Below are 25,637 nucleotides of genomic sequence, written 5' to 3' on the forward strand. Positions count from 1 at the left end.
ATGGGGGATGCTTCAGAAGTACGCCGACCTGAACGCGCATTGCCGAATCCATAATCGACTCGGTTATTCAGGTCGATGCATGCCACAAGACAATAAGGTCGGCTCCCTCTCCCTCCGGGAGAGGGCTGGGGTGAGGGAAGCTTGTGCCCTCTGTCGCTCTCAGCCCATCAAACCCCTGCGCCCAAACATCGGGCGCGCTCCACTCACCCCTCATCCAAAGGACCCCGGATGCTTGAACTTGTCGCCGCTTTCATCTGCCTCACCACCCTCCTCACCTTCGTCAATTTCCGCTTCATCGGCCTGCCGCCGACCATCGGCGTGATGGTCACCGCGCTACTGTTCTCGCTGATCCTGCAAGGCCTGAGCGTGCTCGGTTACCCCGGTCTCGAAGAACGCGTGCAGCAACTGATTGGCCAGATCGACTTCGGCGATCTGCTGATGAACTGGATGCTCTCGTTCCTGCTGTTCGCCGGCGCCCTGCACGTCAACCTCAACGACCTGCGCAGCTACCGCTGGCCCATCGGTCTGTTGGCGACTTTCGGTGTGTTGATTGCCACCACGGTGATCGGCAGCCTCGCCTATTACATTTTCGCCCTGTTCGGCTGGCACGTGAGCTTCTTGTATTGCTTGCTGTTCGGCGCGTTGATTTCGCCGACCGACCCCATCGCGGTGCTCGGCGTGCTGCGTACCGCCAATGCGTCGAAACCGCTGAAAACCACCATCGTCGGCGAGTCGCTGTTCAACGACGGCACAGCCGTGGTGGTGTTCACCGTGTTGCTGGGCATCGCCCAACTCGGCGAAACCCCGACCATCAGCGCCACCGCGATGCTGTTCGTGCACGAAGCGATTGGCGGCGTGCTGTTTGGCGGCCTGATCGGTTATCTGGTTTATCGAATGATCAAAAGCGTCGAGCAACATCAAATCACCGTGATGCTGACGCTGGCGCTGGTCATTGGTGGTTCGGCGATGTCTACCGAGATTCACGTTTCCGCACCGATTGCGATGGTGGTCGCAGGTCTGATCATCGGTAACGTCGGGCGCAATCTGGCGATGAATGACATGACCCGTCGTTATCTGGACGGTTTCTGGGAATTGCTCGATGACATGCTCAACGCGCTGCTGTTCGCGTTGATCGGCATGGAACTGTTGCTGCTGCCATTCAACTGGTTGCACATGGCCGCGGCAGGTTTGTTGGCGGTGGCGATTCTGCTGTCGCGCCTGCTCACCGTGGCCCCGGCGATTGTCCTGCTGCGCCGCTGGCGGACGGTGCCGGCCGGCACCATCCGGATTCTGACCTGGGGCGGTTTGCGCGGCGGTGTTTCGGTGGCACTGGCGCTGGCCCTGCCGTTGGGCCCGGAGCGCGATCTGCTGCTGAGCATCACTTACATCGTGGTGCTGTCATCGATCCTGTTGCAGGGTCTGACCATCGGCAAACTGGTCAAGTACGCGACTCGCCACGAGCCCGTGACCATCAGCGAAGCCGCTCACCACTGATCATTTTTTGATCTCCTGCGGATCAGGTTTCCCGGCCTGATCCGCAGGCTCCTTAGGCGCACCGCTCTCGCTGCGAATCTGCGCATGGCTGATCAGCGCAAAGATAAAGCTGCCACCAATGATATTCCCCGCCAGCGTGGGACCTGCGAAGACCATCCAGAAATCGCTCCACGGCAACTCGCCGGCAAACACCAGATACGACACTTCCGCTGAACCCACCACAATATGGGTGAAATCGCCGAGCGCCATCAGATAAGTGATGAGGATGATGATCCACATCTTCGCGCTCTCCATGGACGGGATCATCCAGACCATGGTGGCGATCATCCAGCCGGAAACGATGCCTTTGGCGAACATCTGACTGGCGTGGTTCTCCATCACCTTGCGGCCAATTTCGAGGAAGGCGTGGTCAGTCTTGGTGTCGAAGATCGGCAGTTCGAGCATCACGTACGCAACCAGAATCGTCCCGCACAGATTACCGACCAAAACCACTGTCCACAGGCGGATCAACCGGCCGAAGTTTTTCAGGGTCGGCTTGGTCATGACCGGCAATACGGCGGTCAAGGTGTTTTCGGTAAACAGTTGCTGGCGGGCGAGGATCACCGCGAGGAAGCCTGCGCAGTAGCCGAAACTGGCGATTACCTTGAACTCGTCACCTTCGGGCAGACGCGAATTGAGCAGGCCCATGCCCATCAATGACAGGCCCATGGTCAACCCCGCCGCCAACGCCGACCACCAGAGCGCGGCGATGCTGCGTTCCAGTTCCTGATCGCCTTGGGTGCGGATGATTTCATGCAGAACGGCCGCGCGGGGCGGCTGGCTTTTCTCGACTTCGTGTTGCTCATCGGCCGAGAGATCGGGGGTCTTGCCGTCGGTGGGGGTGGTCATGGCGTGGGAACCGTGGGGGGGGGGGGGTTTACCTACGACCCCGGCGGTTCATGGCTGTTCAGTGGCCTGATCAATCTTCGGTGACAGGACAACCGCTTTCGCGAGCAAGCTCGCTCCCACAGGTAAAGCGTAATCCTTGTGGGAGCGAGCTTGCTCGCGAAGAAAGCACCGCCGATGTTATTTGGTGACCAATTCATCTTCCTGGAACTGATCTTTCACATATTTGATTTCAGTGCGCCCGTGCGGAGCCGGCAAACCGTCTTCACCGAGGTTCACAAACACCATCTTCTCAACCGTCAGAATGCTTTTGCGGGTGATTTTGTTGCGCACTTCGCAGGTCAGGGTGATCGAGGTGCGGCCGAACTCGGTGGCGGTGATGCCCAGTTCGATGATGTCGCCCTGGCGCGAGGCGCTGACGAAGTTGATTTCGGAAATGTACTTGGTCACCACGCGCTGATTGCCCAACTGGACGATCGCGTAAATCGCCGCTTCTTCGTCGATCCAGCGCAACAGGCTGCCACCGAACAGGGTGCCGTTGGGGTTAAGGTCTTCGGGTTTTACCCATTTGCGGGTGTGGAAATTCATCTTCACTCCTGAGTGTCTTGCCGAACGATGGACGGTATCTTGGCAGACTGAGCGGTCAGGCTCCATGCGGCTTCGACTATGGTCGTCATTAACGATCTTCATCTGGCCGACAGAAACCCTTTGGAAGATCAGTCTAGACGGCTATAATCGCCCCCGTTTCAAAACGGTAACGTTCACTTGCTACCGTTTTCCCGCCACCTGTCCGAGGGGCGCTGCAGCAGGTTCAACCTGTCAGGCTCGGATGGGGCGTTGACTGGCTCAGGCCGGACACTAAACGCACAACGGCGCCCATTCGCATACATTACGAATGGAGGCTCTTCATGAGCGCTGTTATCACGCCTGCAGATTTTAACGATTACAAAGTTGCCGACATGTCCCTGGCTGCCTGGGGCCGTCGCGAAACCATCATCGCCGAATCGGAAATGCCGGCCCTGATGGGTCTGCGTCGCAAGTACTCCGGCGAACAGCCGTTGAAAGGCGCCAAGATCCTCGGCTGCATCCACATGACCATTCAGACTGCCGTGCTGATCGAAACCCTGGTTGCCCTGGGTGCCGAAGTACGCTGGTCGTCCTGCAACATTTTCTCGACTCAGGATCAGGCTGCTGCCGCTATCGCTGCTGCCGGTATCCCGGTTTTCGCCTGGAAAGGCGAAACTGAAGAAGAGTACGAGTGGTGCCTGGAGCAGACCATCCTGAAGGATGGCCAGCCATGGGACGCCAACATGATCCTCGACGACGGCGGCGACCTGACTCAGCTGCTGCACGACAAGTACCCACAAGTACTGGATCGCGTTCACGGCGTGACCGAAGAAACCACCACCGGCGTACACCGTCTGCTGGACATGCTGGCCAAAGGCGAGCTGAAAATCCCGGCCATCAACGTCAACGACTCGGTGACCAAGTCCAAGAACGACAACAAGTACGGCTGCCGTCACAGCCTGAACGACGCGATCAAGCGTGGTACCGACCACCTGCTGTCCGGCAAGCAAGCGCTGGTCATCGGTTACGGTGACGTGGGCAAGGGTTCGGCTCAGTCGCTGCGTCAGGAAGGCATGATCGTTAAAGTCTCCGAAGTTGACCCGATCTGCGCCATGCAAGCATGCATGGACGGTTTCGAACTGGTTTCGCCGTTCATCGACGGTATCAACGACGGTTCCGAAACGAGCATCGACAAAGCGCTGCTGGGCAAGATCGACCTGATCGTGACCACCACCGGTAACGTCAATGTTTGCGACGCGAACATGCTCAAAGCCCTGAAGAAGCGCGCTGTTGTCTGCAACATCGGTCACTTCGACAACGAAATCGACACCGCTTTCATGCGCAAGAACTGGGCATGGGAAGAAGTGAAGCCACAGGTACACAAGATCCACCGTACCGGCCCGGGCGCGTTCGACGCGCAGAACGACGACTACCTGATCCTGCTGGCCGAAGGCCGTCTGGTTAACTTGGGTAACGCCACTGGCCACCCAAGCCGCATCATGGACGGTTCGTTCGCCAACCAGGTTCTGGCACAGATCTTCCTGTTCGGCCAGAAGTACGCCGACCTGTCGCCAGCCCAGAAAGCCGAGCGCCTGACCGTTGAAGTACTGCCGAAGAAACTCGACGAAGAAGTGGCCCTGGAAATGGTTCGCGGCTTCGGCGGCGTGGTCACCCAACTGACCAAGCAACAGGCTGACTACATCGGCGTGACCGTCGAAGGCCCGTTCAAGCCGCACGCTTACCGCTACTAACAGGTGCTTGCTCGCTCTCCCTGTGGGAGCGAGCCTGCTCGCGAAGGCGGTTTATCATTCAGCATCCGTGTTGTCTGACCCGGCGCTTTCGCGAGCAGGCTCGCTCCCACACGGGATTGCAGCGCCTCGAAGGTTCTTGTTTCCAAGGGTATGACCATGTCCCAAGACCGTCGCTACAGCTTCGAGTTCTTCCCGACCAAGACCGATGCTGGGCATGAAAAGCTGCTCAACGTTGCCCGTCAGTTGGCAACGTACAATCCCGATTTCTTCTCCTGCACCTATGGCGCTGGTGGTTCGACCCGTGATCGCACCCTCAACACCGTTCTGCAACTGGAAAGCGAAGTCAAAGTACCGGCCGCACCGCACCTGTCGTGCGTCGGCGACAGCAAGGACGACCTGCGCGGCCTGCTGAACGAGTACAAGGCTGCCGGCATCAAGCGTATCGTCGCGCTGCGTGGCGACCTGCCATCCGGCATGGGCATGACCAGCGGTGAGCTGCGTCACGCCAATGAACTGGTTGAATTCATTCGTGAAGAAACCGGTGATCATTTCCATATCGAAGTTGCCGCTTACCCGGAGATGCATCCGCAAGCACGCAACTACGAAGACGATCTGGCCAATTTCATCCGCAAGGCCCGTGCCGGCGCCGACAGCGCAATCACCCAGTACTTCTTCAACGCCGACAGCTACTTCTATTTCGTCGAGCGTTTGCAGGCGCAGGGTGTGGATCTGCCGATCGTTCCGGGGATCATGCCGATCACCAACTACAGCAAACTCGCGCGCTTCTCTGATGCCTGCGGTGCGGAAATCCCGCGCTGGATCCGCAAGCAACTGGAAGCCTACGGCGATGACACGCAAAGCATTCAGCGCTTTGGTGAGCAAGTCGTCAGCGAGATGTGCGAACGCCTGCTGCAAGGTGGCGCGCCGGGTCTGCACTTCTATTCCATGAACCAGGCTGAGCCTAGCCTGGCGATCTGGAATAACCTGAAGTTGCCGCGTTAAGCCTCATAGAAAGATCAAAAGATCGCAACCTTCGGCAGCTCCTACAGGGGTGTCGCAGCTGCGATTTTTTGCTTTTAAAGGCCCGAAACAGAGCTTGTGCAGGCACTTTCTGGCTCTTTCGCGTTTCTCGTCGTAATCTCAAGCCATGCCTTTGATCACGCAGTTATTCGCCGTGCTGGTTTTTGCTTGCCTGAGCTTCGCCGCTCGAGGCGAAAAGTTGCGTATTGTCACCGAGCCGTGGGCGCCCTATGTCTACGAAGAGAACGGTAAAAACCTCGGGCTGGATTACGAAACCACGGCCATTGTCTTCAAACGTCTGGGCATCGAAGTCGAATGGCAGTTCTTGCCGTGGAAGCGCTGCCTGTCGATGCTTGAGACCGGTCAGGCCGATGGCGCGCTGGACATTTTTCACAGCGACGAGCGCGACGCCACCCTGCTTTACCCGAGCGAGCCGCTGTCGGACGTCGAGTTCGTCCTGTTGTACGCCAACGACCGGCCGCACCCGTTCAGCAAACTCGAAGAGCTCAAAGGCCTGACCATCGGCACCTCGCCGGGTTATCTGTACAGCCCCGATTTCAGCGAATCAACACTGTTTACCCGTGAACCGGCACCGACCCACGAAGCCAACTTCGGCAAACTGGTGCGCGGCCGCATCGACTTGCTGATCACCGATCGCCGTGTCGGTCAGCACTTGCTCGATGAGCTGGATATTCGCGATCAGATCACCGAAAACCCCACTGTCATTAGCCGCCAGAGCCAGTTTCTCGCGGTTAGACGCAATGCCGGCATGGATTTGCTGGTGCAGCGATTTGGCGCCGAGCTCAAGCGATTCAAGCGCGAACCGGCTTACGCCGAGCTGAGCGCACGCTACGGCGCGGCTCCCGCCATGGCTGCGCCGCTGGGCAATGCCACGGCCAGCGGCAAAACCGTTGAGCAGCAGGAAAGCAGCGCGCAGTGATTGCTCTGTTATACTCCGGCGTTCCCGCCAGGCTCACGCCCGGACGCCCGGAACCGTAACAGGCCTCTCGACCCGCTACAGCGCAGCTTTGCAGCCCGCGCGAGCACTCCAGACGTGCCTTCGGAACCGCAGCAGGACCGGACGGGATTGCGTCCTCTTAAACGTGATTCGCGCCAGGCAAGACTCCCATTGGGCCAAGCCCTAACTAAAACAGGATTACTCATGTCCTTTGCTTCCCTCGGTCTCTCCGAGGCTTTAGTCCGCGCCATCGAAGATGCGGGCTATACCGAGCCTACTCCGGTGCAACAGCGGGCCATCCCCGCCGTGTTGCAAGGTCGCGACCTGATGGTTGCGGCACAGACAGGTACCGGTAAAACCGGCGGTTTCGCCCTTCCGATCCTGGAGCGGTTGTTCCCCAACGGTCACCCGGACAAATCCCAGCGTCATGGCCCGCGCCAACCGCGCGTACTGGTCCTGACCCCGACCCGCGAACTCGCGGCCCAGGTTCACGAGAGCTTCAAGATCTACGCCCGTGACCTGAAATTCGTCAGCGCCTGCATCTTCGGCGGCGTCGGCATGAACCCACAGGTTCAGGCCATGTCCCGCGGCGTCGACGTACTCGTTGCCTGCCCGGGTCGCTTGCTCGACCTCTGCGGCCAGGGCAGCGTTGACCTGTCCCACGTGGAAATCCTCGTCCTCGACGAAGCCGACCGCATGCTCGACATGGGTTTCGTGCACGACGTGAAGAAAGTCCTCGCGCGCCTGCCGTCCAAGCGTCAGAACCTGCTGTTCTCGGCGACCTTCTCCAAAGACATCACCGACCTCGCCGGCAAGCTGCTGCACAACCCGGAACGCATCGAAGTGACGCCGCCGAACACCACGGTCGAGCGCATCGAACAACGCGTGTTCCGTCTGCCGGCCAGCCACAAGCGTGCGCTGCTGGCGCACCTGATCACCGCCGGCGCGTGGGAACAGGTGCTGGTGTTCACCCGCACCAAGCACGGCGCCAACCGTCTGGCCGAGTACCTGGACAAGCACGGCCTGCCGGCTGTAGCGATCCACGGTAACAAGAGCCAGAACGCGCGCACCAAAGCGCTGGCCGACTTCAAGGCGAACCAGGTGCGCATTCTGGTTGCGACCGACATCGCCGCACGCGGCCTGGACATCGATCAGTTGCCACACGTGGTCAACTTCGAACTGCCGAACGTCGATGAAGACTACGTGCACCGTATCGGCCGTACTGGCCGTGCCGGTCGTTCGGGCGAGGCGATCTCGCTGGTCGCGCCGGACGAAGAGAAACTGCTGAAAAGCATCGAACGCATGACCAAGCAGAAAATCGCCGACGGCGACCTGATGGGCTTCGATTCGAGCACCATTGAAGCCGAGAAGCCGGAAGTGCGTGAGCGTCCGGACGTGCGTAACCCACGCAATCCACGTGGCCCACGCGGCGACGGCCCGAATGGCAGCGGCGGTGGCGGCGGTCGTAAAGACAAAGGCAAAGACAAGGGCAAGGAAAAACCGGCCGGCGAACGTGGCGAGCGCCCTGCTCGTCAGCAGAAACCGCGCGAAGGCACTCCGAGCCGCGAACAGCGTCCGAGCCAACCGCCACGTGCGGCGGCTGATCGTGCACCGGACGAGTTCCTCGACGACGATATCGATAACTTCGGTAACCGCGTTGATTACGTACCAAAACCAGCCCCTGCCGGCGGCCGTGGCCGTCGTCCAGGCGCACCGGCTCAAGGTGCAGGCGCAGGTTCGGGCGCACCACGTGGCGGTCAGTCGCAGGGTCGTCAGAACGGTCCGCGCAACAGCAACGGTTCGAGCACCGGCACCCCGCCAGCCAAGCGTAGCGGCCCGCGCAACGGCGCACCGCGTGATGGTCAGTCGGGTCGTCGCGACGAATCCTCCTCGTCCTCGCGCAATCGTCGTCCGGCCCGTGACGATCAGCCACGCAGCGAGCCAGCCGTGCAGAACCCGCGCAGCAACGGCCCGAAGATCATGCACAAGGAATCGAAAGCCGACCGCTTCCCGACGCCTGAGCAGCTCGATCAACTGCCAAGCCGCCCGCGTGGCGAAAAACCAGCATTGCTGACCCGCAATCGCTGAGTTAACGCCGCCATATAAAATGCCCCGACTCGCAAGAGCCGGGGCATTTTTTTGCCGCCACGAATCCCCCTGAATCACCGCATATACCCTGTGGGAGCGAGCCTGCTTGCGAAAGCGGTCATTCAGCCAACATCATTGCTGACTGACCCGCCGCCTTCGCGAGCAGGCTCGCTCCCACAGGGGATGCGTGTGTGTCGTAGGCAATAAAAAACGCCCCCGATCTTTCGACCGGGGGCGTTTCTGTGTGGCGGGAGGAAAGTTATTTAACTTTCACGCCTTCCAGCGAGATGTCCAGATCCGCAGTTTGCGAGGTAGGACCTGGGCCCTTGATCCCGAAATCGTTCAGGTTGAGGGTGGTCTTGGCATTGAAGCCAGCGCGCTCGCCGCCCCATGGATCCTTGCCTTCGCCGTTGAACGTAGCCTTGAAGGTCACAGGCTTGGTCACACCGTGCAGGGTCAGGTCGCCAGTCACGTCTGCAGTCTTTTCACCGGTCGATTTAACGGCGGTGGAGACGAACTTGGCATCAGCAAACTTGCCAACATCCAGGAAGTCTTTGCTGGCGATGTGCTTGTCACGTTCAGCGTGGTTCGACCACAGGCTGGCGGTTTTCACATCAACCGAGATCTTGCTGGCTTCAGGCTTGGCCGAATCCCACGAGAATGTACCGTCGAAATCCTTGAAAGTACCGTGAATGAAGCTGTAGCCCAGGTGGCTGATTTTCCAGTCAACGAAGGCGTGCTGGCCTTCCTTGTCGATTTTGTAGTCCGCAGCCATGGCCTGACCAGCCGAGAGCAGTGCAGAACCGATTGCCAGAGCGGCCAGAGTCTTTTTCAACATGCTTTCTTTTCCTTTGAGTCGAGGTTGAATTTCAGGCTTTGCGACCGAGCATTCGCGTCAGGGTCGCATCACGATCGATAAAGTGGTGCTTCAATGCTGCCAACGCATGGAGGCCGGAAAAAATTACCAGTGCCCACGCGAGCCAGAGATGAATCACCCCAGCGGTATCTGCCTGATCCGGTAGCCCGGAAACCAGTGCAGGAACTTCAAACAGGCCAAACACCGGAATCCCGACACCGTCTGCGGTGGAAATCAGGTAACCGGCAAGCATCACAGCGAACAGCGCCAGATACAGAAACCCATGGCCGAACTTGGCGCCGATACGGGTCATCCGGCTGTAGCTTTGCAGCGTCGGCGGCGGCGGGCTGATAAAGCGCCACAGCACCCGCAACACCATCACACCCAGCAGCACCAGTCCGATGCTTTTGTGCAGATCCGGCGCCTCTTTGCGCCAGCTGCTGTAGTAATCCAGCCCGACCATCCACAGGCCCAGCGCAAACAGCCCGAAGACCACCAGCGCCACGCCCCAGTGCATGAAGATGCTGACCCAACCATAGCGCGAAGAAGAGTTACGTAGCTGCATTGCCCAAATCCTGTGAGAACTGCGAACCAAGACTAGCGAGTTATCTATCGAATTAAAGCGGAAAATTTTGCTTTGAAATATCGAGAAATACGATCAAGAGTCTGAAAGTGGCGTGTTAAGGAAAGATTAAAGGCGATTTTGGCGTGGGACGTCTGGACAAATGATCGTTGCTGAACCCTCGGGCGCCTGCACAAGCGCAAGCAAAGGTGGCCAAGGGAAACTGCCGAACGGGACAGAGTTATTCAAGTAACCGGTTCTTTATTCATGGCTGATTAGTTATGAAGTACCGCCGGTGGTTGCAGGCAATCGGCGCTGTAGGGATCTATCTGGCATTTATGCGCGAGTTCTGAACTATAACCGCCAGGTAAGAAACGCCCGTTGGAGCAACCTGGAAGTGCAATCAGCAAAAGCATGAGCGTGAACGTTTTCATCAAGTGCCTCCTATTTTTCCCAGCATAGAATTGGCGCCGGGGCACCCGCTATCACCTCACTCTGAGTATTTTGTGGGAAGGCTCCGGTACACAAGTAAGCTCCGTGACCGGATGGCGAAGGACAAAAATGCAGGAAAAAAAACGCGACCCGAAGGCCGCGTTTTTTATTGAAGCAAAGGCTTACTGCGCCTTGGTCTCAGTAGTGGCTGCCGGCTTGGCCGCTGGCTTCTTCGCCGGCTCAGCCTTCTGCGCTGCCGGTTTCGCCGCAGGCTTTTTCGCCTCGGTTTTAGCCGCTGGCTTCTTCACCGCTGGCTTGGCCGCCGCTTTCTTCGCCGGTGCAGCTTTCACTGGTGCCGCAGGCTTTGGCGCTTCCACCGGAGCTGGCGCAGGTGCCGGAGTCGGCGCAGGCGCTGGAGCGACCGGAGCTGGAGCCGGCTCTGGCGCCTTCACAGGCTCTGGCTTCTTCTCGTCATCCGAACCGCCGAACAGATTAGTGAAGAAGTTGCCCTTCTTCGCCGCCACGGCACCCGCCGCGCCTGCCGCTGCTGCAGCCGGCACTACTTTGGCTGGCTCGAACGATTTGCCTGCCGCCAGATCTTCAACCTGACTCGCCGCCCGCTGACCGGTGCGCAGCGCGCCTTCCAGGGTGCCCGGGTACAAGGTGTCGGTGTGTTCGCCGGCGAACGTCACGCGTTGCAGCGGACGTTCCCACAGACGCCAGAACTTGCTGATCTGCCCCGGGCCGTAAGCCAGGTAGGCGCCGCCCATCGACGGGTCGGTGCTGTAGCGACGGATTTCATAACCGGTGAACGAGCCACGAGCCTGTGGATAAAACGCGTGCAGACGAATCAGCACCTGATCGACCATTTGCTTGTCGCCAAACGCCTGCATCACACGAGCGTTGTCGCCGGACAGGTTGATCACCACGTTGGCGCCGCCCTTCAGGGCAGGTTCGATCCAAAGCATGCCGAGACCGGTGTTGCTGTAGATCTCGCCGGACATGCGCGCCTTGCTTTCCCACACCGGCGTCTTGAACTTCAGCATGATCTGGTCGCGCCAGCCGTAGTTAGTGCCTTTGATCGCGGCCAGATGCTGGGCATCCAGCGCCGGCGTCAGGGCAATCTTGTTCAGTGCACGCAGCGGCACGGCCAACACGACGTAGTCAGCCTGATAGCCAACACTGCCGACCTTGACGGTCACGCCGTCCTTGTCCTGAGTGATCGCGGACACCGGCGAGTTGGTCTTGATGGTTTTGATCTGTTTGACGAACGCCTGCGCCAGCACTTGGCTGCCGCCGACCAGACGCGAAGCGCGCAGGTCACGGTCGGAGATGCCGCGATACACGCGGTTCTGCTGAGCGAAATACAGCAGCGACAGACGCGAAGGCTCGTCGTAGTGGGTGCGGATGTCCTGGTTGATCAACTGACGTGCGGTGGCTGGCAGGTTCTGCTTGTCGAGCCAGCTCGACACGGTGATCTGGTCCAGTGCGTGCAGGGTGCTGGTTGCCGCCGGGTTTTGCGGGTCGTCGATCGAACGCGCCAGATCATCGAGGGTTTTCTGGTAGCGCTTCAAGGCATCGGCGGTGGCCGGCTGTTTGGTCGCCAGATCGGCAGCGGAGAAATACTCGCCATCGATCAGATAACCCGGTGTACGCACGAATTCAGGGGCTGGCGTGGTGCTCAGCTTGAACGTCGAAACGTACTTGTTCAGCACTGGCTGGGTCTTGTCGTTGCCGATCCACTCGCTGGTGGCCATACCCGAGCGACCACCCAGGCTCGGTTTGGCTTCCAGCAGGGTGACCTGCCAGCCTTTGTTTTGCAGCTCATAAGCGGCGGTCAGGCCCGACAGGCCGCCGCCGATCACGATTGCAGTTTTATCCTTGGCCAGCGCTGTAACGCTGAACAGCCCCAACATCACCAGCGCACAGGCGCGCAGCCAACCGACAGACATTCAGCGAACTCCGGAAATACACGTAGGAAAAAGCAGTTTTGCGGGTCAGACGACCCAAAGAACCGCGAAGAATACGTTAGCCATCAAAACGCCGCCAGCGACGTCTATCGGCTCATACAAAGTAGCTCAATCGACACAATGGGTTGTCCCCGCGCGACGCATTGCATAGGCTTGCGCGATTGTTTGCCCGCGCCTGACGCGAGCCGCCTCGAGGAGACTGTAAATGGGCCTGAATAACCAGTGGATGCAACGCGACCTCGCGGTGTTGTGGCATCCCTGTACCCAGATGAAAGACCACGAACAGCTGCCGCTGATCCCGATCAAGCGCGGCGAAGGCGTCTGGCTCGAAGACTTCGAAGGCAAGCGCTACCTCGACGCCGTCAGCTCGTGGTGGGTCAACGTGTTCGGCCACGCCAACCCGCGCATCAACCAGCGCATCAAGGATCAGGTCGATCAGCTGGAACACGTGATTTTGGCCGGTTTCAGCCATCAACCGGTGATCGAGCTGTCCGAGCGTCTGGTGAAGATGACCCCGGAAGGCCTGAACCGGGTGTTCTATGCCGATAACGGTTCGTCCTGCATCGAAGTCGCGCTGAAGATGAGCTTTCATTACTGGCTCAATCGCGGCCAACCGAACAAGAAGCGCTTCGTCACCCTGACCAACAGCTACCACGGTGAAACCATGGCAGCGATGGCAGTCGGTGACGTGCCGCTGTTCACCGAAACCTACAAAGCGCTGTTGATGGACACCATCAAGGTGCCGAGCCCGGATTGCTACGGACGCCCCGAAGGCATGAGCTGGGAAGACCATTCGCGCAATATGTTCGCCGCCATGGAACAGACCTTGGCAGAAAATCATGACAGCGTCGCGGCAGTGATCGTCGAGCCGCTGATTCAGGGCGCCGGCGGCATGCGCATGTATCACCCGGTGTATCTGACGTTGCTGCGCGAGGCCTGCGACCGCTACGGCGTGCACCTGATTCTCGACGAAATCGCCGTCGGCTTTGGTCGCACCGGAACCATGTTTGCCTGTGAACAGGCCGGCATTCGCCCGGACTTTCTCTGCTTGTCGAAGGCGCTGACCGGCGGCTATCTGCCGCTGGCGGCGTGCCTGACCACCGATGAGGTCTACAGCGCGTTCTACGACGACTATCCAACCCTGCGCGCCTTCCTCCACTCGCACAGCTACACCGGCAACCCGCTGGCGTGCGCGGCGGCACTGGCAACGCTGGATATCTTCGAGCAGGACAACGTCATCGAGAACAACAAGGCGCTGGCTCAGCGCATGGCGTCGGCGACGGCGCATCTGGTCGATCACCCGAACGTCTCCGAAGTACGCCAGACCGGCATGGTCCTGGCCATCGAGATGGTCAAGGATAAAGCCACGAAAGAGGCCTACCCTTGGCAGGAACGTCGCGGTTTGAAAGTGTTCCAGCATGCACTGGAACGTGGCGCGTTGCTGCGCCCGCTCGGTAGCGTGGTGTATTTCCTGCCGCCGTACGTGATCACCCCGGAGCAGATCGACTTCCTCGCCGAAGTGGCCAGCGAAGGCATCGATATAGCGACGCGTGACAGCGTCAGCGTCGCCGTGCCAAAAGACTTCCACCCGGGGTTCCGCGATCCAGGCTGATTCAAAAAATTTGTGGCGCCTGAACTGCCGCTTTCGCGAGCAAGCTCGCTCCCACAGGGGAATGCATTCCAAATGTGGGAGCGAGCTTGCTCGCGAATGAAGTCGACACCGATCCACCTGATTCACATCTTTCCAGAGACCCGAAATGAGACTGTCCCGCTTCTTTATCGACGCCCCGCTGAGCACCGGCGAACACGAATTGCCGGAAGCCCAGGCGCATTACATCAGCCGCGTACTGCGCATGGCCGAGGGCGATGCGGTGCAGTTGTTCGACGGTTCCGGCCATGAATTTCGCGGCGCCCTGCTGGAAGTCGGCAAGAAGCGCGTGACCGTGCAGATCGATGAGCAATTCGCCGGCCAGGTCGAATCGCCGCTGCACATTCACCTCGGCCAGGGCCTGTCCCGTGGCGAGCGAATGGACTGGGCGATTCAGAAAGCCACCGAACTGGGCGTGAATGAAATCACCCCAATCTTCAGTGATCGCTGTGAAGTCCGCCTCAAGGACGAACGCGCCGACAAACGCCTGCTGCATTGGCGTCAGGTGGCGATCAGCGCGTGTGAGCAATGTGGACGCTCGCGGGTGCCGGTGATTCATCCGCCGGTGTTGTTGGCGGACTGGATCAAGCAGGCCGAAGCCGAGTTGAAACTGGTGCTGCACCCGGTGGCGGAGCCGTTGGTGAGTCATGCCAAACCGGCGACGCTGGCGTTCCTGATCGGGCCGGAAGGCGGTTTGACAGATGCCGAAGTCGAGCAGGCCAAGGGCAACGGTTTCCACGCCGCCCGCCTTGGACCGCGCGTATTGCGTACCGAGACGGCGCCAGTGGTTGCACTGGCGGTGGCTCAACAGCTTTGGGGTGATTTCTAATCCAAAATTGGAATACGTCCCCCTGATTGATCGTTCCCACGCTCTGCGTGGGAATGCAGCCCGGGACGCTCCGCGTCCCAAACGGCGTGACGCAGAGCGTCACAGGAGGCGTTACCACGCAGAGCGTGGGAACGATCAGTCAGCCGGGCTACAGGACATAAAACAGAATCGCCACAAAGTGCAGCAAACTCCCGGCAATCACGAACAAATGCCAGATCCCGTGCGCATGCCGCAACCGGTGATCAAGGGCAAAAAAGATAATCCCCACCGTGTACAAAACCCCGCCCGATGCCAGCCAGGCAAACCCGGCCGTACCCAGCGCCGCAATCAAAGGCTTCACCGCCACCAACACAATCCAGCCCATCACCGCATAAATCACGATCGATAGAATCCGCGCCTCCGAACGCGGTTTGATTTCTTGCAGAATGCCGATCAGCGCCAGCCCCCAGACAATCCCGAACAACGTCCAGCCCCACGGCCCACGCAGGGTGACCAGACAGAATGGCGTGTAGCTACCGGCAATCAGCAAATAGATCGAAAAGTGATCAACCTTCTTCATGATCGCTTTCTTGCGCCCGCGCACGCTGTGGTACACGGTCGAGGCGCTATAGAGAACCAGCAAGGTAAACGCGTAGATCGCCACACTGACAATTTTCCACGGACTGCCGTCGAGGCTGGCGATCACCAGCATCCAGACGCCGCCGATAAACGCTGCCACTGCCCCGACCAAATGCGTCCAGGCGTTGAGTTTTTCTCCGTGATACATGTATCGCTCACCTCAATATTCGTTACCGCAGCGCGCAAGGCTCGGGCCTTAAGCGTAAAAGCGCAATGTTTCTGTTCAACGCGGACCTGCGCACGCCACGGTAATTGGGCACAATCGAAGCATTCCAAAAAGAGTCCGCGCCATGCTGATCGACGAAGAATTGACCCTGAAAAAACTCGAGGTGTTCCTCGCTTTCATGCGTACCGGCAACCTCGCGCGCGCCGCTGCCGAGTTACAGACCAGCAACGTCAGCGTGCACCGCGCGATCCACTCGCTGGAAAGCGCCCTGCGCTGCCCGCTGTTCAAACACGAAGGGCGCAACCTGACGCCGCTGGAAAGCGCTTATGTGCTCGAAGAACGGGCGCAGAAGCTGATCAACGACGTCGTCGAAAGCGTACGCTTGACCCGCGAAGCCGCCGGGTTCTCCGCCGAACGCTTCAAACTCGGCTCGCTGTATTCGCTGACCGTGAAAACCGTACCGCAACTGATCATGGGCCTGAAAATCCGCCGCAGCGAACTCAATATCGACCTGATCCTCGGCTCGAACATCGACCTGCTCTACAAGCTGAAGAACATGGAAGTCGACGCGATTCTGGTGTCGCTGGATGACAGCATCAACGACCCGGATTGCGAGCAGATCGCGCTGTTTTCTGACGACATCTTCCTCGCCACACCGGCGGATTCAAAGTTTGCCCAGCGCAGTGAAGTGGATCTGGCGGAAGTCCGGGATGAAACTTTTATCACCTTGACCCAGGGTTTTGCCACGCATCAGGACGGTAACCGGGTATTCAAGCAGGCGGGGTTCGAGCCGAAAGTGGCGATGCAGGTGAATGACATCTTCACGCTGTTGAGCATGGTCAGTTCGGGAGTGGGTTATGCATTGCTGCCGGGAAGGATTGCGGCGGTGTATGAGAATCGGGTGAAGTTGATTCCGTTGCAGGAGAAGTACCGGTTGCAGCAGCACATTGGCGTGGTGTTTTTGAAGGCCAAGGAGCGGGATCCGAATTTGCTGGCGTTGCTGGCGGAGTGTCGGATGTATGCCAATCGACAGGCTGGGATTTAGAGCAAAATCAAGATCAAGAGCTACCCCCTCACCCCAGCCCTCTCCCCCAAGGGGGCGAGGGGGAAAGGGAGCAGATCTTCATGGGTTTCGGAACCTGAGTTCGACATAAGAATTTCAGATCGATGTATAACGCCAAAACAACTCGGTCAGTCCCCTCTCCCTACGGGCGGTCCGACGTTTCGGGAGGGCTAGGGTGAGGGCAGCTCTTAGCTGTTATCCCATCAACCCGCGCATCGCCAGAAACAACAGCGAAGGCCCAAGCAAACACCCAAGCGCCGTATAAAACGCCGCCGTCAGACACCCGTAAGGCACCAGCTTCGGATCCGTCGCCGCCAACCCGCCGGCCACACCGCTGGACGTGCCCATCAGCCCGCCAAAAATCACCGCGCTGCGTGGATTGTTCAGGCCAATCATCGGCGCCACGAACGGCGTCATCACCATCACCAGAATCGCCTTGATCAACCCCGCTGCAATCGACAACGCCATCACCTCGGAACTGGCACCAATCGCCGCGCCGGTCACCGGGCCGACAATGTAAGTCACCGCGCCGGCACCAATAGTGGTCAGGCTCACGGCATCGGTATAACCGAACGCCATCGCCACACCGACCCCGGCGACAAACGAAGTCCCCACCCCGACAAACAGCGCCAGCACTCCGACGAACCCGGCACGCTTGAGTTCATCGACACTCACGCCAAACGCCGTGGCCACAATCGCGAAATCGCGCAGCATCGCCCCACCGAGCAAGCCGATGCCCGACAGCAACGGAATATCCACCACGCCCTTCTGCCCACCGGTCAGTGCGCCGCCGACATACGACAGCACCAGCCCGAGCAGAATGGCGATGGCCGAGCCGTGCAAACGGCCCTTGGTGAAGGTGTTGGACATCCAGTAGGACACCCACATGGTCAGCCCGACAATCAGGAAACCGCTGATCAAACCGTAACCGGTGATCACTTTCATCATTGATTCGTACATGGCGCTTACCCCGCAGTCTTGGCTGGAGCGATCGGGGTCTGCTCCTTGTTGCCCATGCGCGTCAGCACGGGCACCAGGGCAAAAGCGATCACCACAGCGAGGGTGCCGGCAAGAATCGCCATAGGCCCGCCCTTGAGCGCGCCATAGACGTTTTGCTGCGCGGCCATGGCGACCACGATCGGAATGTAGATAGCGCTCCAGAACTCGACGCCCTGCTCGGTCTTGCCCTTGAGCCAGCCGCTTTTGTTCAGATAACTGCCCAGGCCAATCAACAGCAGCATCGCAATGCCGACACCGCCGACGTTGGCCGGCACGCCGATCAGCTTGCCGAGCAGTTCACCGACCCAGATACCCACCAGCGTACAAAAGGCGAGAAACGCCACACCGTAAATAATCATTGTTGTAGTCCTCAAAGTGCATCGTCGAATGTTGTTTTTGTTGTTCGAAGCTTGAGTCGGCGGTTTTAGAGTTGGCGGCCACCCTCCTCACGCAACAGCGCCTGCAAGGTGTCGAGACGCGCACTGTCGAAGGCCGTGACCGTGCCCTGCTCGAACACCCGGCGCGYCAGTCCGGTCAGCACCGCACCGGGCGGCAGTTCGATCTGTAAACGTACGCCACGCTCGTAGGCGCTTTGTACGGTGCCGCGCCAATCCACCACGCGGCACATGTTGAAGGCGAGGTCGTCGCGCAGCGCTTCGATTTTGGTCACAGGACGCGCGCGGCTGCCGCTCAGGTAAGCGATTTTCGGAGTTTTCAGTTCAACTTTGGCGAAGGCCTCGGCGAGGGTTTGTGCAGGTGCCTCCAGCAGCGGACAGTGCGACGGCACACTCACCGCCAGGCGTTTCGCCAGACCAGCGCCACGACTGCGCGCCAGTTCAGCCACCACTTGCATGGCCTCGTCACTACCGGCGATCACCACCTGGTTATCGGCATTGATGTTGGCCAGGTGCACCGGCGAATCTTCGCTGTGCACCTGTGCGAGCAGTGTTTCGACTGTGGATAATTGCAGGCCGATGATCGCGGTCATGCCGTAGCCCTGTGGATAAGCCTGTTGCATCAACTCACCGCGCAGGCTGACCAGATGCAGCGCATCGCTGAAGCTCAACGCTCCAGCGACCACCGCTGCCGGGTAAGCGCCGATGGACAAGCCGGCGACGTAATCCGCCGTGAGTCCGTCCTGCAATAACTGTCGTGAAGCCGCGACGCCGGCGATCAGCAGGCACAGCTGAACCGCCCTCGTCGTGCGCAATGCTTGAGCAGAATCGAGCAGCAAAACATCTTCGCCAAGTACATCACTGGCTTCGACCAAGGTTTCCCGAGGCAAGCGCTGAAACATGCCCGCCTGCTGCGCGCCCTGACCGGGGAACACCAGCAGACTGCTCACGCTGCCTGCTCCTGCGGATTCCACGGATCAATCACCAGGCAAGCCTGATGAGCATTTTTCAGCAGCACCCGCGCCGAACCGCTAGCCCATTCACGCAAAGCCACAGCACCAAACGGCGTCTGCAATTGCATATCCACCCGGCACACAGCCTGATCAAAAACCGCGACAAGTTTGCGTGCCTGATTACGCGTGATCAGTTGCGGTGTACGCAGAATCAAATCGAGATCACTGGCCGCGTGCATCGCGGTAAAACCGCTGGCCAATTCAAACCCGACACTGCCGCTGACACCCCAGACCCAACCGCAATCGTCGAGCATCGGCCGCAGCTGTTGGAGCGCGTGCATGACTGGCAGATTGCGCTCACTGTCGACGTGACACAGCGCCTCTGGACTGACCCGACAGGCAATCGAATCGACGGCCATAAATGCCGCCCAGCGCTGCTCGCGCAACACACCGCGCACGCCGACCGCGACAAAACCCTCAGCACTCAACGCCCGTCGCACTACCACCGGTTGCCCGGCGGCTAATGACTCGACGGCCCACAGCGGCGCATCCGCCGGCAACTGCGCCGGGGTCATGCCCCAGAGCAGATCGTGGGCCAGAGGCGTGCTCACCACTGCGCCCTCAGCAGTTCGCGAACCTTGCTGGAGGCCGCACGATTCTTCGCGCCGAGGCGATTGCTCAGATCAGTGCTGACGACATCGCCGATGGCTTGCTTCAGGCACTCGTTAACTCTCGATAGATCCTCCGCCGTCGGCTGCTCAATCTGCTGCACCGACAGGGTTTCCCAGAGCAATCCGAGGCTGGCGTAGCTGTCGATGTCATAAGCCATCGGTGGCACACTGGCGGCCAGCGCTTCGAGCTCTTCAACACTGCGCAACGTCACCCGCGCCGCCGACGCCTTGCCCATCGCATGCACCATCACGCCCGGATCGCGCAGCGCAATCAAACGGTTGGCCTGATAACCATGAGCGAGAAACGCCCCGGACATTGCCTTACCGACCAGTAATGCAATCACCGGATGCCCGGCCAACCGCGCACGGGCATAACTGTCCGCCGCACCGGCCAGCGCCTGATGAATGCCGAGTGCTTCTTCGCGCCGACCATAAGCCTGGCTCGGCACATCGACGATGGCGATGATCGGGCGTTTCTGCGCTTTGTCACGATCAGCAGTGATCGCGTCATCCACAGCCTTGGCCAGACCCCAGCCTTCAAGCAAGCCGACTTCGCCATTGCGAGCACGCGGAAAGCGATTGTCCGGGTCAGCGACCACGGCGATAAAACGCCCAAGTTCACCATCGGCAACCCGCAGCGATGGCGGCAAACCCTCAACGGCTTTCGCCCCGGCGCTCAAGGCGTCGAACCAGTTCAAACCGCGCAGTGAATAACCGCTCATGAGCGCTCTCCTTGATACAGATCGCGAACCACCGACGGTTCGATTTGCGGGTCAGTGTTCAGACTGCTCAGGCGTTGCAGAAACCATTCGGCGCGTTGGCTGCGTGGTTGCTTTGGCAAACCTTGCTGCAGCAATTCGCCGACCTGCTGACGAATCTTCGCCACATCATCGGCGACATAACGATCCACCAGACCAGTGTCGAAACGCTGCTCGCCACCGGTCAGGCTCCAAATGAAGGGTCGGTCGCGGGAGTCGTATTCTTCGATGCCCGCTTCCTGTTCGATGACCTGCGGGCCGTTCAAACCAAGGCGCGCTTCCTGAGTCACCAATAGATAGCTGCACAGCGCCGCCGCAATCGACATGCCGCCGAAACACCCGACGCTGCCCGCGACCACACCGACCACCGGTTGGTACTGCTGCAAATCGACAATCGCCGCATGAATATCGGCAATCGCCGCCAACCCGAGATTGGCCTCCTGCAAGCGCACGCCACCGGTTTCCAGCAGCAATACCGCACGAGTCGGAATGCCTTTGCGGTTGTCTTCAGCCGCCAGTTCCAGCGCGCCAGCAATCTTCGCCCCGCCGACTTCGCCAAGGCTGCCGCCTTGAAACGCGCCTTCAATCGCCGCGATGACCACCGGCAAACCGTCGAGGCTGCCCTTGGCGATCACCACGCCGTCATCGGCCTGCGGCACCACGCCCTGGCGTTCGAGCCACGGCGACATCAGCCGTTGAAACGGGTCGAGCAATTCGCGAAAACTGCCGGCATCGAGCAAGGCTTTCGCCCGTTGCCGCGCGCCGAGCTCGACGAAGCTGTGTTTGTTGAGCAACGCTGCGCTGTCAGTCATGGCCGATCTCCTCGAAACCTTGTTCCAGACGCAAACGCACCACCCCCGGCGTCGCGCCGAAATCGTGGATATCGATGGCCATCGCCGGCGGCGTGGTGCCGTCGAACATCCGCGCAAACAGGTGCTGCCAACGCAGTTGCGCGCCGTTCACCGAGGTCTGCACATTGATTGTCAGTTTGCCGGCCAGACCCGGTTCGATCAGCACTTCCAGATCACCCGAGCCGACACAACCGACCAGCGCACGGCCGCGTGGCGGCTGCCCGGCGGGGAATTCAAACGATAGGGTTTCCATCAAAACGCTCCCTGAAGGATGCCGTCGCGCTCGATGCGATCGAGCAGCAGTGTGGCGGCGAGCAAGTCGGCGGCGCCACCGGGCGAGGCATTCAATGCGATGAGTTGTTGATCGAGATCGTGCAGGCGACGGCGACCGCTGAGGCTGGCGCTGCCACCGGCGTCGAGCACCGCTTGCGCGCCGGACTGCATGGCGTGCAGACCCTCTTCGCCGGCGCGGTAGAGCACGCAGGTGTCGGCGAGGTCAGTCATGATTGCGAGCAAGGCGTCGAGCCGGGCGTTCTGTTCGCCGTGGCCATTGGCGCGGCTGAGTTTGAGTTGCGGCAGACCGCGTTGCAGCACCGAAGGGAAGCCGAGTTGCGCTTCCTCACGAGCGCCGCGAGCGCCGTAACGCAGGGCGACTTGCGCGCCGTGGCTCAAGGGTTTTGGTGCGTGGCGATCGTCCAACAAGGCCAGGCGTGCGGCGCGCAAGGTCACGGCATTGGCGCTGGAAGATTGTGGTTCCAGCGCAGCGGCGGTCACCAATAATCCCAAGGCCCAGATCGCCCCACGATGCGTGTTCACGCCGTTGGTGGTGGTGAGCATCGCTTGCTCACCTTCACGGCCGATGCGGCCAATCGCTTCGCGCAACGCTGAATCGACTTCACCGATTGCAACCGCCGCTTCAGCCATCTCCTTGAACGCCGGCCACAACGACAGCGCCGAAGCGTGCATCAGGCCCAGGTGCAGATCGGTGTGCGCGCCATTGCCGCGACGGTCGACCAGTGCCGGTTTCGGCGACAGATCGGCTTCGTCGATCAGCGCGTCCACCGCCAGGTCGGCCAATCGATCAGCCAGGGACAGCGGTTTCGCTTGCAGGTTAAATGCGTGCATTACCAGCTCCTGAATTTGGCGGGCGGGTTGTACAGGCCGCCGGACCACTCGACCAGATCGGCCACGCTTTTTGCCGCGAGCAGTTCGCGGGTGGCGTCGGTGCGACGGATGCCGAGGTCTTCGGGCAAGGCGATCAGGCCTTCGCGGCGCATGCGTTCGGTGTCTTTCGGGTTGTGGCGCAGGCCGATCGCGGTGACGCCGGCGACCGCTGCGATCATCGCCTGACGCTCTTCCAGCGAGCGCGCCTTGTACAGGTAGGCGATGCCTTCTTCGGTGAGCAGGTGGGTGACGTCGTCGCCGTAGATCATGATCGGCGCCAGCGGCATGCCGCTTTTCTTCGCCACTTCCACGGCGTCGAGGGTTTCAACGAAGGTCGGTTTGCCGCCCTCCTGGAACGTCTCGACCATTTGCACCACGAGTTTCTTGCCGCGTTCGAGCATCGGTTGCTGCGCATCGTCATGACGCATATCGAGCCACGCCGGGGTGCCGTGACGCCGACCGCGCGGGTCGTGGCCCATGTTCGGCGCACCACCGAAACCGGCGAGGCGACCACGGGTCACGGTCGAGGAGTGGCCGTCGCCATCAACCTGCAACGTCGCGCCGATAAACAGATCCACCGCGTATTGCCCGGCGAGCTGGCAGAACATCCGGTTGGAACGCAGCGAGCCGTCGCGACCGGTGAAGAACACATCCGGGCGCGCGGCGATGTAGTTTTCCATACCCAGTTCGGTGCCGAAGCAATGCACGCTTTCGACCCAACCGCTCTCGATTGCCGGGATCAAAGTTGGGTGCGGGTTGAGCGTCCAGTTGCGACAGATCTTGCCTTTGAGGCCGAGGGATTCACCGTAGGTCGGCAGGATCAGCTCGATGGCGGCGGTGTTGAAACCGATGCCGTGGTTGAGCGACTGCACGTTGTGTTTTTCGTAGATGCCACGGATCGCCATCATCGCCATCAGCACGTGCACAGGCTTGATATGGCGTGGGTCGCGGGTGAACAGCGGTTCGATGTAGAACGGCTTGTCGGCCACCACCACGAAGTCGACCCATGAGGCGGGGATGTCGACGCGCGGCAGTTCGCTGACGTCGTCGACCAATTGGTTGACCTGGACGATGACGATGCCGTCGCTGAAGGCGGCCGGTTCGATCAGTGCCGGAGTGTCTTCGGTGCTCGGGCCGGTGTAGATGTTGCCGGCGCGGTCGGCCATGAACCCGGCCGAGAGCACGACGTTGGGGATCAGGTCCACCACCAGCCGGGCGTAGAGTTCGATGTAGGTGTGAATCGCGCCGATTTCCAGCAGGCCGTCTTCCAGCAACTGGCTGATGCGCAGGCTCTGGGTTCCGGCGAAGGAGAAATCAAGCTTGCGGGCGATGCCGCGTTCGAACAGGTCGAGGTGCTCGGAGCGGCCGACGCTGGGCATGATCATGTGCAGGTCGTGGAGCTTTTCCGGGTCGGCTTTGGCCAGCGAGCGCGAAAGGAAATCCGCCTGCTTCTGGTTGTTACCCTCCAGCACCACACGGTCACCGGGGTGGATCAGCGCTTCGAGCGCGGCGACGATCTTGTCGGTGGGCAACACCACACCGTCGGCCAGCCCGCGCACCTTGTCGAGCCGGCGCTGCTTCTCATCGCGCCGCCGCGTCCAGCGCGAGTCGGGGGAAATTGTTGTTGTCATGCTCACTCCACGGGGTTCGCTGTCGTGGAGCTAAGGTAGGCGTGTGGGGTGGGGGCATCAATCAAGCGCGGTGGTGAATCGTTACGCTGAGCGTAATGGTCAAGAGCGCCCTCACCCTAGCCCTCTCCCGGGGGGAGAGGGGACTGACCGAGGTGTATGGCGCCTTACATCGACCTGCCTCACCGAGTCGATTATGGATTCACAGCGGTACTTTCAGGTCGGCGTAACTTGTGAGCATCCCACGGTCGGCCCCCTCTCCCTCCGGGAGAGGGCTGGGGTGAGGGTCAGCTTTTTCGCTACTCCGTCGGCACCAACCTATCCAACAAACGATTGACCGCCATCTCCGCCACCATCACCACCTGCGCAATACCCTGCACAGTCTTGCGGTGCGTACCTTCCACCATTGCCGCATGATTGTTGAGCATCACCGTGGCCGACCCGAGGGTTTCACTGGCGTCGGCCAGCAGGGATTCGGTGTCGGCATTCGGGTTGGCCATGTACAGCGTGTTCGGGGTGTAGGGCGTGGCCATCAGGTCGGCGTTGGTCGGGCCAAGGTAATGATCGAGGGCGCGCTCGGCGGCTTCGTGGAATTTCTTCGAATCGGAGGATTCGTAGGGGGATGCCGGGTCTGCGAGCGGGGGGTTAGGCGTTGGTTTAATCATCTTCAGGTTCCGAAATAAAGCTGGAACCGCTTCTCTGCTAAAAGAAGGGGTGGCAGCTGAACGCAGGTTAGCAGACCGGGGAACCTAAGGAAGCCGGCGCGCCGAAGCGCCCTGCGCACAGCCGCCATCGAATGCAGGCGCTGAGCCTGACGATGATGCATGTGCACCCTTAGATTAACCACGGGCTGCTAAACCCGATCACTGGAAATCAGTGACGGAATCAAGTTACGCAGCATGCCCAAGGCGCACAAGCCGGCGGATTCTGGTGCATGCGTAGGCAGCGGCGCAAGGATTTGTAGGTTAGGGAGGCGTAACACAGAGTGTCTTTAAACAGCTGCGCTAAAGGGTGTTTATTGCGCACAAAGATTGAGGATTTTCCTGTCGGATTGAGGTGTAGCGACTGACGCTTTCGCGAGCAAGCTCGCTCCCACAGGAGATCTCCAGAGAACGCAGATTCTGTGTACGACAGAAACCCACTGTGGGAGCGAGCTTGCTCGCGAAGAGGCCAGCCGAAGCAGCGCAAGTTCTGGATCACCCCGCGGATGATCGTTCCCACGCTCTGCGTGGGAATGCCTCAACGGACGCTCTGCGTTCGGCTTTTTGGGACGCGGAGCGTCCCGGGCTGCATTCCCACGCGGAGCGTGGG

The 25,637-nt window shown here is 60.1% G+C and carries 24 protein-coding genes and 1 riboswitch; of the genes, 8 read left to right on the forward strand and 16 right to left on the reverse strand.

The window, feature by feature from the left end; all coding sequences use genetic code 11:
- The first annotated feature begins 228 nt into the window (after positions 1–228).
- A complete protein-coding gene (locus AC1DVF_RS00865) occupies positions 229–1,494 on the forward strand; it encodes a cation:proton antiporter (RefSeq protein WP_477781883.1) in 1,266 nt (421 codons plus the stop codon).
- Here the strand turns inward: AC1DVF_RS00865 and AC1DVF_RS00870 are convergent, their stop codons facing one another.
- Together AC1DVF_RS00870 and AC1DVF_RS00875 are read right to left on the reverse strand one after the other, a co-directional pair.
- A complete protein-coding gene (locus AC1DVF_RS00870) occupies positions 1,495–2,382 on the reverse strand; it encodes a formate/nitrite transporter family protein (RefSeq protein ID WP_099757402.1) in 888 nt (295 codons plus the stop codon).
- A gap of 177 nt (positions 2,383–2,559) precedes the next feature.
- A complete protein-coding gene (locus AC1DVF_RS00875; RefSeq protein WP_016984776.1) occupies positions 2,560–2,967 on the reverse strand; it encodes an acyl-CoA thioesterase in 408 nt (135 codons plus the stop codon).
- A 198-nt stretch (positions 2,968–3,165) separates the two neighbouring features.
- Positions 3,166–3,264, forward strand: a riboswitch (S-adenosyl-L-homocysteine riboswitch).
- Positions 3,265–3,287: 23 nt separating this feature from the next.
- On the opposite strand from AC1DVF_RS00875, the gene ahcY reads away from it, so the two are divergent.
- The 4 genes from ahcY (at position 3,288) to AC1DVF_RS00895 (ending at position 8,763) form a co-directional block, all read left to right on the forward strand.
- Positions 3,288–4,697, forward strand: coding sequence for an adenosylhomocysteinase (gene ahcY / locus AC1DVF_RS00880; protein WP_460089147.1), 1,410 nt, complete (start codon positions 3,288–3,290; stop codon positions 4,695–4,697).
- A 156-nt stretch (positions 4,698–4,853) separates the two neighbouring features.
- Positions 4,854–5,699, forward strand: coding sequence for a methylenetetrahydrofolate reductase [NAD(P)H] (gene metF, locus AC1DVF_RS00885; RefSeq protein WP_093429977.1), 846 nt, complete (start codon positions 4,854–4,856; stop codon positions 5,697–5,699).
- 145 nt (positions 5,700–5,844) lie between these two features.
- The gene (locus AC1DVF_RS00890) at positions 5,845–6,657 is read left to right on the forward strand and encodes a substrate-binding periplasmic protein (RefSeq protein ID WP_477781884.1); all 813 of its coding nucleotides are present in this window, start codon (positions 5,845–5,847) and stop codon (positions 6,655–6,657) included.
- Positions 6,658–6,879: 222 nt separating this feature from the next.
- The gene (locus AC1DVF_RS00895; protein ID WP_427119116.1) at positions 6,880–8,763 is read left to right on the forward strand and encodes an RNA helicase RhlE2; all 1,884 of its coding nucleotides are present in this window, start codon (positions 6,880–6,882) and stop codon (positions 8,761–8,763) included.
- A 259-nt stretch (positions 8,764–9,022) separates the two neighbouring features.
- Here AC1DVF_RS00895 and AC1DVF_RS00900 read toward each other — a convergent pair whose 3' ends face one another.
- The 3 genes from AC1DVF_RS00900 to AC1DVF_RS00910 form a co-directional block, all read right to left on the reverse strand.
- Entirely contained in the window at positions 9,023–9,601 is a 579-nt protein-coding gene (locus AC1DVF_RS00900; RefSeq protein ID WP_038358767.1) for a YceI family protein, read from the reverse strand.
- A 31-nt stretch (positions 9,602–9,632) separates the two neighbouring features.
- Positions 9,633–10,184 carry a cytochrome b gene (locus tag AC1DVF_RS00905; RefSeq protein WP_077574882.1) on the reverse strand — a complete coding sequence of 184 codons (552 nt, stop codon included), beginning with the start codon at positions 10,182–10,184 and terminating at the stop codon, positions 9,633–9,635.
- 611 nt (positions 10,185–10,795) lie between these two features.
- Positions 10,796–12,565 (reverse strand): flavin monoamine oxidase family protein, encoded by a 1,770-nt coding sequence (locus AC1DVF_RS00910; protein ID WP_460130359.1) that lies wholly within the window; start codon positions 12,563–12,565, stop codon positions 10,796–10,798.
- Between the two features lie 223 nt (positions 12,566–12,788).
- Here AC1DVF_RS00910 and AC1DVF_RS00915 point away from each other — a divergent pair, with 223 nt between their 5' ends.
- Positions 12,789–14,195, forward strand: a complete 1,407-nt coding sequence (locus AC1DVF_RS00915; protein ID WP_320336205.1) for an adenosylmethionine--8-amino-7-oxononanoate transaminase — start codon at positions 12,789–12,791, stop codon at positions 14,193–14,195.
- 145 nt (positions 14,196–14,340) lie between these two features.
- Complete coding sequence (locus AC1DVF_RS00920) at positions 14,341–15,060, forward strand: 16S rRNA (uracil(1498)-N(3))-methyltransferase (protein ID WP_460089152.1); 720 nt, start codon at positions 14,341–14,343, stop codon at positions 15,058–15,060.
- Between the two features lie 148 nt (positions 15,061–15,208).
- Here AC1DVF_RS00920 and trhA read toward each other — a convergent pair whose 3' ends face one another.
- Entirely contained in the window at positions 15,209–15,826 is a 618-nt protein-coding gene (trhA, locus tag AC1DVF_RS00925) for a PAQR family membrane homeostasis protein TrhA (RefSeq protein WP_007964065.1), read from the reverse strand.
- Positions 15,827–15,968: 142 nt separating this feature from the next.
- On the opposite strand from trhA, the gene AC1DVF_RS00930 reads away from it, so the two are divergent.
- Positions 15,969–16,889 carry a LysR family transcriptional regulator gene (locus AC1DVF_RS00930; RefSeq protein ID WP_099757407.1) on the forward strand — a complete coding sequence of 307 codons (921 nt, stop codon included), beginning with the start codon at positions 15,969–15,971 and terminating at the stop codon, positions 16,887–16,889.
- A gap of 213 nt (positions 16,890–17,102) precedes the next feature.
- Here the strand turns inward: AC1DVF_RS00930 and madM are convergent, their stop codons facing one another.
- The 10 genes from madM to AC1DVF_RS00980 all read right to left on the reverse strand — a co-directional run bounded on the left by madM (position 17,103) and on the right by AC1DVF_RS00980 (position 24,991).
- Positions 17,103–17,867: a malonate transporter subunit MadM gene (gene madM / locus AC1DVF_RS00935; protein ID WP_038861195.1), complete on the reverse strand. Its 765-nt coding sequence runs from the start codon at positions 17,865–17,867 to the stop codon at positions 17,103–17,105.
- 5 nt (positions 17,868–17,872) lie between these two features.
- Entirely contained in the window at positions 17,873–18,265 is a 393-nt protein-coding gene (madL, locus tag AC1DVF_RS00940; RefSeq protein ID WP_016984760.1) for a malonate transporter subunit MadL, read from the reverse strand.
- Positions 18,266–18,330: 65 nt separating this feature from the next.
- Complete coding sequence (gene mdcH / locus AC1DVF_RS00945; RefSeq protein WP_477781885.1) at positions 18,331–19,251, reverse strand: malonate decarboxylase subunit epsilon; 921 nt, start codon at positions 19,249–19,251, stop codon at positions 18,331–18,333.
- Positions 19,248–19,868, reverse strand: a complete 621-nt coding sequence (locus AC1DVF_RS00950) for a malonate decarboxylase holo-ACP synthase (RefSeq protein ID WP_016984758.1) — start codon at positions 19,866–19,868, stop codon at positions 19,248–19,250. Before AC1DVF_RS00950 ends, mdcH begins: the two co-directional genes overlap by 4 nt.
- Positions 19,862–20,647 carry a biotin-independent malonate decarboxylase subunit gamma gene (gene mdcE, locus AC1DVF_RS00955; protein ID WP_099757410.1) on the reverse strand — a complete coding sequence of 262 codons (786 nt, stop codon included), beginning with the start codon at positions 20,645–20,647 and terminating at the stop codon, positions 19,862–19,864. The genes AC1DVF_RS00950 and mdcE overlap by 7 nt, the downstream gene beginning before the upstream one ends.
- A complete protein-coding gene (locus AC1DVF_RS00960) occupies positions 20,644–21,495 on the reverse strand; it encodes a biotin-independent malonate decarboxylase subunit beta (protein WP_320336202.1) in 852 nt (283 codons plus the stop codon). The genes mdcE and AC1DVF_RS00960 overlap by 4 nt, the downstream gene beginning before the upstream one ends.
- Positions 21,488–21,787, reverse strand: a complete 300-nt coding sequence (locus AC1DVF_RS00965) for a malonate decarboxylase subunit delta (protein ID WP_007913697.1) — start codon at positions 21,785–21,787, stop codon at positions 21,488–21,490. Before AC1DVF_RS00965 ends, AC1DVF_RS00960 begins: the two co-directional genes overlap by 8 nt.
- Positions 21,787–22,659, reverse strand: coding sequence for a triphosphoribosyl-dephospho-CoA synthase (locus AC1DVF_RS00970; protein WP_460089155.1), 873 nt, complete (start codon positions 22,657–22,659; stop codon positions 21,787–21,789). The genes AC1DVF_RS00965 and AC1DVF_RS00970 overlap by 1 nt, the downstream gene beginning before the upstream one ends.
- A complete protein-coding gene (gene mdcA / locus AC1DVF_RS00975) occupies positions 22,659–24,329 on the reverse strand; it encodes a malonate decarboxylase subunit alpha (protein ID WP_098966058.1) in 1,671 nt (556 codons plus the stop codon). The genes AC1DVF_RS00970 and mdcA overlap by 1 nt, the downstream gene beginning before the upstream one ends.
- 296 nt (positions 24,330–24,625) lie before the next feature.
- Entirely contained in the window at positions 24,626–24,991 is a 366-nt protein-coding gene (locus AC1DVF_RS00980; protein ID WP_477781886.1) for a DUF6124 family protein, read from the reverse strand.
- Positions 24,992–25,637: the final 646 nt, after the last annotated feature.

This window comes from Pseudomonas sp. P4_D7, assembly GCF_056401755.1.

Bases quoted from the DNA above. Each gene is read 5' to 3' on its own strand.
- AC1DVF_RS00930 (WP_099757407.1), top strand. From the start codon at position 15,969: ATGCTGATCGACGAAGAATTGACCCTGAAAAAACTCGAGGTGTTCCTC.
- ahcY (WP_460089147.1), top strand. From the start codon at position 3,288: ATGAGCGCTGTTATCACGCCTGCAGATTTTAACGATTACAAAGTTGCC.
- AC1DVF_RS00980 (WP_477781886.1), bottom strand. From the start codon at position 24,991: ATGATTAAACCAACGCCTAACCCCCCGCTCGCAGACCCGGCATCCCCC.
- AC1DVF_RS00970 (WP_460089155.1), bottom strand. From the start codon at position 22,659: ATGCACGCATTTAACCTGCAAGCGAAACCGCTGTCCCTGGCTGATCGA.
- AC1DVF_RS00960 (WP_320336202.1), bottom strand. From the start codon at position 21,495: ATGACTGACAGCGCAGCGTTGCTCAACAAACACAGCTTCGTCGAGCTC.
- trhA (WP_007964065.1), bottom strand. From the start codon at position 15,826: ATGTATCACGGAGAAAAACTCAACGCCTGGACGCATTTGGTCGGGGCA.
- AC1DVF_RS00920 (WP_460089152.1), top strand. From the start codon at position 14,341: ATGAGACTGTCCCGCTTCTTTATCGACGCCCCGCTGAGCACCGGCGAA.
- AC1DVF_RS00910 (WP_460130359.1), bottom strand. From the start codon at position 12,565: ATGTCTGTCGGTTGGCTGCGCGCCTGTGCGCTGGTGATGTTGGGGCTG.
- mdcA (WP_098966058.1), bottom strand. From the start codon at position 24,329: ATGACAACAACAATTTCCCCCGACTCGCGCTGGACGCGGCGGCGCGAT.
- AC1DVF_RS00915 (WP_320336205.1), top strand. From the start codon at position 12,789: ATGGGCCTGAATAACCAGTGGATGCAACGCGACCTCGCGGTGTTGTGG.
- madL (WP_016984760.1), bottom strand. From the start codon at position 18,265: ATGATTATTTACGGTGTGGCGTTTCTCGCCTTTTGTACGCTGGTGGGT.
- AC1DVF_RS00905 (WP_077574882.1), bottom strand. From the start codon at position 10,184: ATGCAGCTACGTAACTCTTCTTCGCGCTATGGTTGGGTCAGCATCTTC.
- AC1DVF_RS00965 (WP_007913697.1), bottom strand. From the start codon at position 21,787: ATGGAAACCCTATCGTTTGAATTCCCCGCCGGGCAGCCGCCACGCGGC.
- AC1DVF_RS00900 (WP_038358767.1), bottom strand. From the start codon at position 9,601: ATGTTGAAAAAGACTCTGGCCGCTCTGGCAATCGGTTCTGCACTGCTC.
- AC1DVF_RS00870 (WP_099757402.1), bottom strand. From the start codon at position 2,382: ATGACCACCCCCACCGACGGCAAGACCCCCGATCTCTCGGCCGATGAG.
- madM (WP_038861195.1), bottom strand. From the start codon at position 17,867: ATGTACGAATCAATGATGAAAGTGATCACCGGTTACGGTTTGATCAGC.
- AC1DVF_RS00865 (WP_477781883.1), top strand. From the start codon at position 229: ATGCTTGAACTTGTCGCCGCTTTCATCTGCCTCACCACCCTCCTCACC.
- metF (WP_093429977.1), top strand. From the start codon at position 4,854: ATGTCCCAAGACCGTCGCTACAGCTTCGAGTTCTTCCCGACCAAGACC.
- AC1DVF_RS00895 (WP_427119116.1), top strand. From the start codon at position 6,880: ATGTCCTTTGCTTCCCTCGGTCTCTCCGAGGCTTTAGTCCGCGCCATC.
- mdcE (WP_099757410.1), bottom strand. From the start codon at position 20,647: ATGAGCGGTTATTCACTGCGCGGTTTGAACTGGTTCGACGCCTTGAGC.
- AC1DVF_RS00890 (WP_477781884.1), top strand. From the start codon at position 5,845: ATGCCTTTGATCACGCAGTTATTCGCCGTGCTGGTTTTTGCTTGCCTG.
- AC1DVF_RS00875 (WP_016984776.1), bottom strand. From the start codon at position 2,967: ATGAATTTCCACACCCGCAAATGGGTAAAACCCGAAGACCTTAACCCC.